Below are 11,973 nucleotides of genomic sequence, written 5' to 3' on the forward strand. Positions count from 1 at the left end.
TCTTACTTGTTTTTGAAGGAATGTGAGTGGAGATTTAACCACAGTGATTCTAAGGAACAGCTAAAGCTAATTAGACACTGGGTTAGAGAGAGTTTAAAGTAAACTTATCTAGGACAGCCCCTTATTTAATTTATTTTTCATTATGTTATAATGCTCGCAGGTATTTTGATAAATCTTTATCAAAACGTAAGCGTTAACGTTATCCAACGCATAGTTTTTTAATTAAAAGGTAGTCCTTCACGGGATTGCTGTAACTATGCATAAAAGGATAACTACAATGATTCAAAGAAAAAATATAATTTCACTTATAATAGCAACAGCTTTTTTTATGGAAATGCTTGATAGCACCATTGTCGTCACAGCTGTACCCAAAATGGCTAATTATTTCGGTATAAATTTCAGTTATATAAATTTAGCTATTACTGCTTATGCTACATCAATAGCTGTTTTTTTACTAATAGCTCCATGGATTAGTAATAGAGTGGGCGATAAAAATACATATGTTTTATCAATAGCTGTTTTTAGCTTAGGTTCTTTACTATGCGGTTTAAGCACTAATATATTGATGCTAGTTGTTGCTGAGATTATTCAAGGGATTGGAGCTGCACTTATGGTGCCTGTTGGTAGAACGATAATATTTAAGCAAACTCCTAAAGATCAATACCTTAAGGCAATTGCGTGGATGGTATGGCCAGCATTAATAGCACCAGTTATAGGTCCAATTCTAGGTGCATATATCGTAAAATATGCGAGTTGGAGATATATGTTTTTTATAAATATTCCAATAGGTGTTGTGCTATGTGTTTTATCTGTTTTTCTGTTAAACAATACAAAAACTTCAGCTGTAGAGAAAAAAACATTTGATTTTAAGGGATTTATAATACTAGCAGTATTAATTATGTCTGTAATTTTCTTACTTGAGTCGTGCTTAAAAGATTCAATCTTTAGAAGTTATAGGTCTATATTTATAGTTGGTTTGATTGTTACATCATTACTAAGCGTTATACATTATAAAAAATCAAAAAATCACATAGTAAATATTTCTGCTTTTAAGATACATAGCTTTAGAAGTTCTATCATAAACTCTACATTTTTTAGAATAACAACAGGAGCTATGCCTTTTGTTATACCTTTATATTTCCAGCAAGCTTTAGGTTTTTCAGCTATAAAAGCTGGGAGTTTATTGTTGATAATGTTTATCGGTAACTTAGGAGCTAAAGTATTTGTAAATCGTTTGATTAAAACGTTTGGTAGTGAGCTAGTAATATCTATAGGAAGTATTGTTCAGATGATAGCTGTTGCTATAATATTAACAATAACACAGACATCGCCTTTATTTTATATTAGTATAATTTTACTTGTAAATGGCGCTATAAGATCAATTTTATTTACAGCTTATATGTCTAGAATATTTATTGATGTACCAAAACCTAACCTTAGTGATGCAAATGCAATTAATAATATATTATTTCAACTAACCTTTGGGATGGCTGTTTCACTTTCTGCAATATTTTTAAATTGGTTTTTTAACACTTTTAGTGTAAAAACAGCATTTGATATTACAATTATTATATTTGCTATTCTTGCTTTTATACCAACAATATTAAGTTTTTTATTTAAAAAGAATATAACTAAGCAGGATTATCAATATCAATAAACTTTGTGTCTAAGCTAAACTCTGTTGCTAACAGTTTAGCAATAGCTTTAGCGCCTTCTTTTTCAGTTGCATGATGTCCAGCTGCTATATAATTTATCCCTAATTCACGAGCTATATGGGTAGTTCTTTCTGATATTTCACCAGATATAAAAGTATTAGCTCCAGCATTATAAGCATACTCTATAAAGTCTTGTGCTCCACCTGAACAGATAGCAACTCTTTTATTTTGGTTTTTTGCAGCTATAACAGTAGGTAGTCGATTTAGTTTTTCTTGAATAAGCTTGCTAAAGTTAGTTAAGTCTAAGTTACAATCTGCTATCACTGAAATATCAGGTTTAGATCCTGTCTCAAAGAATTCTATATCATTTAGATTTAGCTTTTTTGCCAAAAGGATATTATTACCAATTTTTCTATGCCCATCTAGTGGTAAATGGTAGCCAAAAAGATGTATGCCATTTTTTATAAGTTTTGCGATACGTTCATACTTCATGCCAACTATGGGGTAACTTTCACCTTTCCAAAAATAACCGTGATGAACAACAATAGCATCCGCATTTTCTTGTATAGCAGAGTCAATAAGGTCTTGACATGCTGTAACACCTGTTATAACTTTTTTAATATCTCTATCACCTTGTATTTGTAAGCCATTAGGTGCATAGTCTTTATAGTCATTTACTTCAAAATAATCATTTAAGTAATTTTCTAAATCTTTAAAGTACATAGGTCTGAAAAATCAACTTTATAATGGTATAATCTTACATTGTATATTTTTGTATGATTATTTGAAGTATAAATATATTTTTTTGGAATCTTTGATATGAGTAAAACAAATGTTGTAAAAGTAGGTAGTGTTTTAATTGGAGGAGATAATCCAGTTGTAGTCCAGTCGATGACTGATACATATACCGCAGATATTGAAAAAACAGTTAAGCAAATTTTAGCTTTACATAAAGCAGGAAGTGAGATTGTTCGAATTACAGTTAATGATGAACCAGCAGCAGCTGCTGTACCTGATATTGTTAAAGAGTTAGCAAAGCATGATTGTCATGTACCAATAGTTGGTGATTTTCATTATAACGGCCATACTCTTTTAAGTAAGTATCCGGAGTGTGCAAAAGCTTTAGCAAAGTATCGTATAAATCCAGGTAATGTAGGTTTTGGTAAGAAAAAAGATACACAATTTGCTGAGATAGTTAAAATAGCGATAGAAAATGATAAACCTGTGCGTATTGGAGTAAACTGGGGCAGCTTAGATCAAGCTCTTTTAGCGAGATTGATTGATGAGAATAATGCTCAAGAGCAGCCATTAAGTTTACAGCAGATAATGCATAAGGCTTTAATAACATCTGCATTAGAAAGTGCTAAGTATGCTGAGGAACTTGGTTTAGCTAAAGATAAAATTATAATCTCTTGTAAAGTTAGTGAAGTTCAAGATCTAGTAGCAGTGTACCAAAAATTATCAAAAGAATGTGATTATGCTTTACATCTAGGTCTTACAGAAGCTGGTATGGGTACTAAAGGTGTCGTGGCAAGCGCAGTAAGTTTAGGTATATTATTACAGCAAGGAATAGGTAATACTATACGTGTATCTTTAACGCCAGCTCCAAATGCTCCTCGTACTGAGGAAGTTAGAGTTTGTCGCGAAATATTACAAAATCTAGGAATGAGAACATTTACACCAAGTGTAACATCTTGCCCAGGGTGTGGTAGAACAACAAGCTCGTTCTTTAGGGAGTTGACTAGTCAAGTAAAAGAGCATTTAGATGAGAAAATGCACCAATGGAAAGAACAGTACAAAGGTGTTGAGAGTATGAAAGTTGCTGTAATGGGCTGTGTTGTAAATGGACCTGGAGAATCTAAAAATGCTGATATAGGAATAAGTTTACCAGGTAGTGGTGAATCTCCTGTTGCACCAGTATTTATTGATGGTAAAAAAGCCCATACTTTGCGCGGAGACAATATCTCTGGAGAATTTATTGAGATTGTTGAGAATTATGTCAAAAATCGCTATGGTTGTGAATAATCTAAAGTAGGTATTTAAAACATGTCAGTAGTTTTTGTTAATACGCCTTTTACTAGACTTAAGTTAGGATATACCAATAATACACAAGGTTTTAGTAAAGAAAAGTATGCTAAATTAAATCTCTCAGATAGTGTAGGAGATAAACACCTTGTAGTAGAAAAAAATCGTAATTTATTTAAGTCTTATGTAAATGCTGATGTCAAATGGTTAAGACAAAATCATACAAATATTGTTAAAGATTTTGATGAATATGATGGCGAGTTTTGTGATGCTATATTTACAAGTAGACCAAAACAAGCATGTGTTGTTTTAACTGCAGACTGTTTGCCAATAATTTTATTTGATAAACGTATGACAAAAGTTGCTGCAGTACATGCAGGTTGGAAAGGTTTATCAAAAGGGGTATTAGAAGAGACTCTAAAAGAGTTTGTTGGACTTGATATTGTGGCTTGGCTTGGTCCTTGTATTAGCGAGCCTTTTTATGAGGTAGGTCAAGATGTTCATGATAAATTTGTACAGCAGCATGAGAATTTTGGCCAGGCTTTTAGGCAAAAGAGTGAAGGTAAGTATTTATTTGATATGAAATTTATTGCCAAGCAAATATTAAATGATAATCATTGTTTTGACATAGTTGATTCTGGTTTGTGCACATATAGTAATAAAAGATTCTACTCATATCGCAAAGAGGGTGTGACAGGTAGACAAGCTACATTTGTATGGTTTGAATAAATTTAAAAGGGATAATAAGGGGATCTAAATGTCTGAAAAATTACAAGTTTTAAAAGAAATAATGAAACAAAAAAGCTATGATTTTTATCTAGTGCCTTCTACTGATGACCATAATAATGAGTATCTGCCGAAATGTTGGCAGTATCGTGCTTGGATTAGTGAATTTGATGGTTCCGCAGGTGATGTTTTAATAACAATAGATAAGTCATTTTTATCAACTGATGGTAGATATTTTTCCCAAGCAGAAGCTCAATTAGATCATAAGTATTTTGCTTTATTAAAACAGACTGGTTATGAATCAAAAATTGAAGAGTGGTTAAAAGAGAATTTTAATGGTAAAACATTAGCAGTAGATCCTAAAAAAATAGGTATTACTGGCGCTGAAAAGCTACTATCTATAGCAAAAGCAAATGGTGGAAAAGTTATCTTTGATAGTGAAAATTTAGTTGCGAAAGCTCAACAAAAGCTAAACCAAGAGAATGCTATTCCTGCTGAAGAAGTTTTTGTTCATGAAATCCAATATGCTGGACAATCTGTTGACTCAAAATTAAAAAATATTAGAAGTTATCTAAAGTCTATAAATGCAGAATGCTTGATTGAGACAAGTTTAGATTCAATCATGTGGGCATTAAATATAAGAGGAAGAGATATAAAAAATACGCCTTTAGCTATTTGCTATATGGCTGTAACTATTGAAAATACTTTCTTATATATCAATAGTGATAAGGTCACGCAAGAGGTTAAAGAACATCTTGAGCAGAATAACGTTGTAATAATGAATTATGAAGAGTTCTTTAATGATTTAAAGAAGTTTGCTGCAAAATTTGTGATTGATAATAATGTTGCTAGTTACGCTGTTAAGTTAGCTGTAAATGAAAATGAACATAGTCAGCTAATAGAAGGTAATAACCCTATCGTCATTAGTAAAGCGCTAAAAAATTCTATAGAAATAAATGGTGCTAAAGATGCTCATAAAAAAGATGCTGTAGCATTTATTAAATGGTGGCATTGGATGGAAAATAATTACCAAGGTGCTACAGAGTTAGATGCTATAGCTAAATTAGCAGAGTATCGCGCGGAGCAAAAGAATTATTTAGAAGATAGTTTTGATTATATTGCTGGGTATGCTGAGCATGGAGCATTACCTCATTATAGTGCTACGGAAGAATCAAATAAAGAAATTAAAGATGATGCTCCATTTTTATGTGATTCTGGAGGACAGTATAAAGAAGGTACTACAGATGTTACAAGAGTGTTACACTTCGGTAGGCCGTCAAAAGAGCATAGAAGATATTACACATTAGTATTAAAAGGCCATTTAGGTCTTGGTAGAGCTGTTTTTCCTAAAGGGACAACAGGATCTCAGCTTGATGTGTTAGCTCGTGAACATCTGTGGCATTTCTGTTCAGACTATAGTCATGGTACTGGTCATGGAGTTGGTAGCTTTTTAGGAGTGCATGAAGGACCTCAGAGAATAAACTCATCATCAAAAGTAGAGCTTATGCCTGGTATGATCTTAAGTAATGAACCTGGAGCATATTTTTCTGGCGAATTTGGTATTAGAATTGAGAATCTATGCTATGTAAAACAACGTAATCAAGAATCTCCTACAGGCCATGGTCAATTTTATTGTTTTGAAGATCTAACTTTGATTCCTTATGAGTTTAAAATGATTGAAACTTGGATGTTGACTTATACTGAGAAGAAAACTATTAATAACTACTATAGTAGAATTAGAAAAGAAATTCTACCTTTGATTGAAGAGCAAGAAGTTAGAGATTTCTTATTATTTAAAACTAGACATATTAAATAGTACTATGAACTTATAGATATCGTGATCTAGTCATGATATAACACAAGTATTAGAAATGACAAAGAAAACAACAGATAAAAAAGATAGTTCTAAGGGTAGTAAAAATTCTACCTTTAAGATTATAAAAATACTTATCTTTCTGGGCCTAGCTATTGCTGGAGGCTTTTCGGGAACTTTTTTTGATAAATATGATCTAAAGCAAAGGTTTATTAGTTTTAGGCATAGCATATATAACTACTTTTCAAGTATCCCTATAAAAAGTAACTATACTACGAAAGATAATCAAAATATTGTAGCTAAGTTTTTTTCTCAAAGTGATGATGCTAAAAAACAGCAAGCAAATCAATTTAATGACTTAAAGCAATATTCACCCCAAAGAACCTTACCTGCAGTAACTAATTACTGCCATGATTTCTTAATTTATGGTAATCCTAGCTTTGATGTAACAAGTGGTTTAGGGCAGGTAAATCTTTATCTATGTAGAGATGGCTATGTGGTTGGTTATAACTATAAGACAAAAGAAGCAAGTTGGGTTGCATTTAAACTAACAAAAGCAAAAGTAGCTAATAAGCTTAAGAGAAATGATAAGTTTAAAGAAGATGATGATGTACCTTTTGTTTATAGAGCGACTTTAGATGATTATTCGCATTCTGGTTATGATCGAGGGCATTTAGCATCTTATGCATCTATGGACTTTAGTAAGAAATCAGCAGAGGAGTCATTTTTATTATCTAATATGTCACCACAGAAGGCTGGACTTAATAGACAAGGTTGGGAAAGACTTGAGACAGATGAACGTATTTGGGCAAATATGTATGACAGTATATATGTCTATACTGGACCAATATACAAAAAACAAACAATCCATAAAACTATAGGTGATAATAAGATAGCAGTACCAGATTATTTCTTTAAGATAATTTATGTACCATCTAAAAATAAGGCTATAGCTTTTGTAATGCCAAATGCAAGAGTTAATAAAACAAAGATAGCTAACTATAGAGCTTCTATAAAAGACATTGAACAACGTACAGGATTACATTTCTTAAATAATATTCCAGATAGAAGTATGGTTGTTGATAATGTTTCATCAATGTGGCGAACTTCTTATTTTTGATTATAATATGATGCTTTAAATCTTTACAGTATTTGTAATCTCATAATCTTGATTGTAATTTTTGTTTTTGCAAAAGTTAAAAGGGTAGTTAGGAAGTTTGGGTTTATTAAAATATACTACTTGTAGTAAGGGGCGTTATAAATGAATGAGAGGCCATGGGAGAATAAAAATATAAAATCAGCCAATCATGTAGCTGAAATTATAAATATAAACTTCCCTGATATTGAAATTAAAAATATTAAATTACTCGGACAAGGTTGGGATAATACTACGTGGATTGTTAATAAAAACTTATGTTTTAGATTCCCTAAACATAAGAGAGCTGAAAGACTATTATCAAATGAAATAAATATATTATCAAACTGTATTCGATCAGAATATATTAATACTCCTTATCCAAAATATATATGTTCATATCCAAAGTCATTTGAATATATATTTTATGCTCATAATTATATATCTGGTTTAACTGGAGATACTGCTAAATTAAATCGTGACAATAGAATATTCATAGCTAAAAAGTTAGCAGTTTTTTTAAAGGAATTGCATAGCGTTCCTATAGAAAGATGTATTTCATTGGGAATAAAAAGGGATCAAATGAATAGACTAGGTTTTAGATATAGATATGAAGAATTTAAAAAGCGCATAGATTTTTTAATAAAAAAGAATTTGCCAAATGGACATTCTAAAATTGAAAATTTTTATAAAGAAAATATGGATATTACTATTCCTAAGGAGATTAGATTATGTCATGGTGACTTATATTCTAAGCATTTAATAATTAATAATAATGATTTGTCTGGAATTATTGATTGGGGAGATTCTGAACTTATTCATCCAGCCATAGATCTTGCTATTGTATATCAATACTTACCTAAAGAAGCACATTCAATATTTTGGAATATTTATGGAGAGGTTGAAAGTAATATTCATACTATAGCTATACTTAGAGCTATATATAGTAGTGTTACTATTTGCTGGTATGCTCACCAAGTTGGTGATATATCTCTTTTAAATGAAGGAATTATAAGCTTAGACATGATGAGTGAGTTAATACAATGAATAGTATTAAATTCCTTAAATAGTATTCACAAATGTAACAAATTTCTTATTTTCATTTTTTAGCTAAGATATTACCACTAACTATTTTAGCTGCTTGTTGAATAATTTTTTCATTACTTGAAGCTTTTTTATCTGTAGGATCTGTATACATCATTCCTAAAGCAAAAGGTTCTGAATTCTGTGGCCATATAATAGCAATATCATTAGTTGCACCATATTCCCCACAAGTTCCAGTTTTATCACCGATTATCCAATTTTTAGGCATACCTACAGCTATTCTATTTTTACCTGTATAGTTCTTTTGTAGGTATTGAATAAATATTTCTTTATGTTTTTTATCTAAAATATCTCCAGAAACTAACTTGTAAAGGTCTGATGTAATGGCTTTAGGAGTAGTTTTATTTATATTGCTATCAGGGGATGTATAGTTAACTTTTGGTTCATCATCTTTTATGATAGTATCATGATCACCTAATTTTTTAGCAAATTTAGTAACTTCTTTAATCCCACCGATTTGTTCAACAAGAATATTTGCCGCAGCATTATCACTAAGAATTGCAGCAAAGCAAAGTTCTGAAATTGTAAGTGATTTGTTGATATTTTTCCCAGTAACTGGAGTATATCCAAGACCTTTAACATCTTGCTCTGAAATCAATGTTTTTTTCTCTAAAAAACCTTTATTGTGCATATCTTTTTCTAAAATAGCACCAACTAATAAAAACTTAAAAACACTACAAATAGGGAAGTGATAGTTTTCATTATAACTGAAAGAAGTTTTATTAGGAGTGTTTATACTATAAACACCAAGCTTCCCATTATATTGTTTTTCTAAGCTTTTAAAAGAATCATTAGTTTGAGTATTTGCTAAGAGTATAGCAGGTACTAGAGATATGATTGTAACAAGTGACTTCATAGTATTTAACTCTAAAATGAAAAGAGAATAGCTAGATCTTATACTTATTGATAATGATTATCAACAATATTTTTATGTTTTTTACTAAATCCATTTGTATTATAGAGAGATTGATTTTATTTATAGTATGTACTATATAGAGGTAGATAATAATATTGAGGTCTAGTAGACTCGTAAATTATCACTTTTGTAAAGTTTGTGTATTATATGAAACTACCACAATCTGAAAGACTAGTATATAAACCAATTTCAAGAAGTGAAGAAAATATCCAATTATTAACGGCATTAGATACTAATCCTAAAAATAGAGAATATTTTCCTAATGGGGCGTTATCACAGCAAGATATTCCTGTAATGATAGAGAGGTTTGTAGGAGGATATGAAAAATATGGTACTCCTATCTTTATGTTATTTGATAAAAAAAAATTTTATTGGTCGAGCAGGGTTTGCTTATGTTAGTGAGCTTGATGCTGTAGAGATAGGCTATGTAATAGATTATAAACACTGGGGTAAAGGTTATGCCACGGAGGCAGTTAAAATATCTATTTGTTGCAATAATATTATATTCAATATTAAAACTTAAGAGACATGATGAAACTATTAACTCCACAATACCATTATAAAAATGATTTTATAAAGATGGTAAATGACTTTCTGACATACGATCATATAAATTATATCAAGTATAAAGAGGCTATATCCAATTTTAAGCTGTATTATAAAGGACTATGTCTTAAAGAAGAAGAAAATATATGTATAACAAGATGGCTCCAAATTAATAATAATATTGTAGGGGGTGTTCGTATTAGGCCAAATCTCAATACTGAATTCTTGGATATGGAAAAATTATTCTAAAGCTTTCATCTGAAATCTGTAAAAATGAGCTAAATATGAAAAATATAATAGTTATTTCAGAAGAAAAAAACTTAGCTTCAATAGGTATAAAAAAATCGATGAATGGATCATTAATTGATAGAAGGAAATCTATTGATTATGGACTCACTAATTTGATATACTCTATTGCCTTATAAGAAATATCCTTCTTAAGAAGATTTTTTCTGAATCCCAACAGTAAATTGCGACAGAGCCTAAGTTTGTGACTGAAACGAATGATTTGTTAGCTGTTTGACTTCAATATACAGTTATTGAATCTACATAAATATCTTTACTTAAGTATGAAGCAAAAGAATAACGTTTATTTATTTTTACCTCTAATCTTTTATTATCATTAAATAAACTCAACCCACGCATTCCCACATGTTTAATAGATCTTGTTGTAAAAATATCTTTTAATTTATATGATAGTTTTTTAAATATATAATCATTATTGATGATGTTATGATCAATAAACTCTACTTTCATCCCTATAGAAAATCTAATTAATTCATCGTAAGTGATCGAATTTATAGATTTATTATTTTGCAATACGTAATCACGAAATATTTCTTTAAATTCTTTTATATGAGTGTTTATGTATCGTAATGCTAATGATCCTGTGGATGTTTTATGATTAAAACTTAAATTCGATCTTTTTGTTACTAAAATCTGAATAATCTTTTGTAAAGATATATTCTCTAATGACTCGTAGTGGATGCGACATTTATTTCGAATTTCAGGAAATGAATTCAACAAAGAATGTTTTAATTTTTTCTCCTTATCATTATCAATACAAATATCAAGTTCAGCATCACATGAAATATCTAATTTTATATTTTCATCTTTTGTCGAACATGGAATTCGAATTATAAATTTATTTGCATAATACAAGGGTTCGTATATGTTTATTTGTAAGAGACCATCTGTTATAAAGTCATAATATCTATCTAGAAAAGGCTTAGGAAAACTACCTAATCTAGCTAGAGTGAAAGAATCTAGAGAGTTTGGACATGTTGGCAAAGATAAGTTAGGATAACTCTCATTAATATCAATTATAATACCTGCCCATGGATCTAATATATAGGATAAATTACCGGTAGAGTCAAAACAACCTACCAGAGCATGCATTCTGACACCAAATTTTTGAAGGCAAATTATTTTGGTTTTAAAATCCGGACATACTTTTTTAATTAGGTAAATAAGAATTAAAGCTTGTGTCTCGCAATTAGCATGTCTTGATTTTATCATATATTGTAGTAAGCTTTGTAAGTTATGATGTTTTATATTCCAGGATACTTCGCTTCTTACCTTTGAAAAACTATTATTTTTTTTATATAATTCAAATCTACTTTGAGATAATGTAGTAACATTTGAATTAGCTCCAGTTGAAGAGCTTTGGATCTTGTTAGTAACTTCTAAATAACACTTTAAGACATCTGAAGGCAACACTTTGTATCTAACTACTCTCAATTAGTCAACTATTTTAAAACATGATACAATACATTGGGTTCTGTCGCAAATATTTAAATCAGTGACAATTTTCATGAAATCAGTATGCTCTAGATACAGTTATGCTGCTATAGAATAGAATTGATCCCAAATAGGGCTCTGTCGCAAACTGATAGTAGCATGAATTTATAGTATAATTTTATCACAGATTTTATATCAAAATATAAATGATAGATTTCACAGGCAGGCACTTTACCAAATTATTGATACTCCAAGCAATCAGATGGTATTTATCATATCCGTTAAGTTATAGACAAGTAGAAGAGTTAATGAA

At 30.3% G+C, this 11,973-nt stretch carries 11 protein-coding genes and 2 pseudogenes; 10 read left to right on the plus strand and 3 right to left on the minus strand.

The window, feature by feature from the left end:
- Both F3D62_RS10290 and F3D62_RS10295 read left to right on the plus strand, forming a co-directional pair.
- Window positions 1–102: pseudogene (locus tag F3D62_RS10290) on the plus strand (IS1595 family transposase); the annotation flags it as partial.
- 175 nt (window positions 103–277) lie between these two features.
- Complete coding sequence (locus F3D62_RS10295; protein WP_191092599.1) at window positions 278–1,657, plus strand: MFS transporter; 1,380 nt, start codon at window positions 278–280, stop codon at window positions 1,655–1,657.
- Here F3D62_RS10295 and F3D62_RS10300 read toward each other — a convergent pair.
- A complete protein-coding gene (locus F3D62_RS10300) occupies window positions 1,632–2,378 on the minus strand; it encodes a Nif3-like dinuclear metal center hexameric protein (protein WP_150468165.1) in 747 nt (248 codons plus the stop codon). The two genes, F3D62_RS10295 and F3D62_RS10300, sit on opposite strands and share 26 nt — an antisense overlap.
- 96 nt (window positions 2,379–2,474) lie before the next feature.
- On the opposite strand from F3D62_RS10300, the gene ispG reads away from it, so the two are divergent.
- The 5 genes from ispG (at window position 2,475) to F3D62_RS10325 (ending at window position 8,401) form a co-directional block, all read left to right on the plus strand.
- Window positions 2,475–3,680: a flavodoxin-dependent (E)-4-hydroxy-3-methylbut-2-enyl-diphosphate synthase gene (gene ispG, locus F3D62_RS10305; protein ID WP_150468166.1), complete on the plus strand. Its 1,206-nt coding sequence runs from the start codon at window positions 2,475–2,477 to the stop codon at window positions 3,678–3,680.
- A 21-nt stretch (window positions 3,681–3,701) separates the two neighbouring features.
- On the plus strand, window positions 3,702–4,409 hold the full coding sequence (gene pgeF, locus F3D62_RS10310; RefSeq protein ID WP_150468167.1) for a peptidoglycan editing factor PgeF: 708 nt from the start codon (window positions 3,702–3,704) through the stop codon (window positions 4,407–4,409).
- 28 nt (window positions 4,410–4,437) lie between these two features.
- On the plus strand, window positions 4,438–6,222 hold the full coding sequence (locus F3D62_RS10315; RefSeq protein ID WP_150468168.1) for an aminopeptidase P family protein: 1,785 nt from the start codon (window positions 4,438–4,440) through the stop codon (window positions 6,220–6,222).
- Window positions 6,223–6,277: 55 nt separating this feature from the next.
- The gene (locus F3D62_RS10320; RefSeq protein ID WP_150468169.1) at window positions 6,278–7,339 is read left to right on the plus strand and encodes a DNA/RNA non-specific endonuclease; all 1,062 of its coding nucleotides are present in this window, start codon (window positions 6,278–6,280) and stop codon (window positions 7,337–7,339) included.
- A gap of 141 nt (window positions 7,340–7,480) precedes the next feature.
- Window positions 7,481–8,401, plus strand: coding sequence for a phosphotransferase family protein (locus tag F3D62_RS10325; RefSeq protein WP_150468170.1), 921 nt, complete (start codon window positions 7,481–7,483; stop codon window positions 8,399–8,401).
- 52 nt (window positions 8,402–8,453) lie between these two features.
- Here the strand turns inward: F3D62_RS10325 and bla are convergent, their stop codons facing one another.
- The gene (gene bla, locus F3D62_RS10330) at window positions 8,454–9,314 is read right to left on the minus strand and encodes a class A beta-lactamase (RefSeq protein WP_150468171.1); all 861 of its coding nucleotides are present in this window, start codon (window positions 9,312–9,314) and stop codon (window positions 8,454–8,456) included.
- 207 nt (window positions 9,315–9,521) lie between these two features.
- Between bla and F3D62_RS12780 the strand changes: the two genes are divergently transcribed.
- Complete coding sequence (locus tag F3D62_RS12780) at window positions 9,522–9,773, plus strand: hypothetical protein (protein WP_191092600.1); 252 nt, start codon at window positions 9,522–9,524, stop codon at window positions 9,771–9,773.
- Window positions 9,703–9,897 (plus strand): GNAT family N-acetyltransferase, encoded by a 195-nt coding sequence (locus F3D62_RS13255; protein ID WP_224732680.1) that lies wholly within the window; start codon window positions 9,703–9,705, stop codon window positions 9,895–9,897. Before F3D62_RS12780 ends, F3D62_RS13255 begins: the two co-directional genes overlap by 71 nt.
- 548 nt (window positions 9,898–10,445) lie before the next feature.
- On the opposite strand, the gene F3D62_RS10340 is transcribed toward F3D62_RS13255, so the two are convergent.
- Complete coding sequence (locus tag F3D62_RS10340) at window positions 10,446–11,660, minus strand: hypothetical protein (RefSeq protein WP_150468173.1); 1,215 nt, start codon at window positions 11,658–11,660, stop codon at window positions 10,446–10,448.
- Between the two features lie 206 nt (window positions 11,661–11,866).
- Here F3D62_RS10340 and F3D62_RS12975 point away from each other — a divergent pair.
- A pseudogene (locus F3D62_RS12975) lies at window positions 11,867–11,973 on the plus strand (IS6 family transposase); the annotation flags it as partial.

This window comes from Francisella sp. SYW-9 (genome assembly GCF_008711465.1).
Lineage (GTDB): Bacteria > Pseudomonadota > Gammaproteobacteria > Francisellales > Francisellaceae > Francisella.

Bases quoted from the DNA above. Each gene is read 5' to 3' on its own strand.
- ispG (WP_150468166.1), top strand. From the start codon at position 2,475: ATGAGTAAAACAAATGTTGTAAAAGTAGGTAGTGTTTTAATTGGAGGA.
- F3D62_RS13255 (WP_224732680.1), top strand. From the start codon at position 9,703: ATGGTACTCCTATCTTTATGTTATTTGATAAAAAAAAATTTTATTGGT.
- F3D62_RS10320 (WP_150468169.1), top strand. From the start codon at position 6,278: ATGACAAAGAAAACAACAGATAAAAAAGATAGTTCTAAGGGTAGTAAA.
- F3D62_RS10315 (WP_150468168.1), top strand. From the start codon at position 4,438: ATGTCTGAAAAATTACAAGTTTTAAAAGAAATAATGAAACAAAAAAGC.
- pgeF (WP_150468167.1), top strand. From the start codon at position 3,702: ATGTCAGTAGTTTTTGTTAATACGCCTTTTACTAGACTTAAGTTAGGA.
- F3D62_RS10300 (WP_150468165.1), bottom strand. From the start codon at position 2,378: ATGTACTTTAAAGATTTAGAAAATTACTTAAATGATTATTTTGAAGTA.
- bla (WP_150468171.1), bottom strand. From the start codon at position 9,314: ATGAAGTCACTTGTTACAATCATATCTCTAGTACCTGCTATACTCTTA.
- F3D62_RS10295 (WP_191092599.1), top strand. From the start codon at position 278: ATGATTCAAAGAAAAAATATAATTTCACTTATAATAGCAACAGCTTTT.
- F3D62_RS10325 (WP_150468170.1), top strand. From the start codon at position 7,481: ATGAATGAGAGGCCATGGGAGAATAAAAATATAAAATCAGCCAATCAT.
- F3D62_RS12780 (WP_191092600.1), top strand. From the start codon at position 9,522: ATGAAACTACCACAATCTGAAAGACTAGTATATAAACCAATTTCAAGA.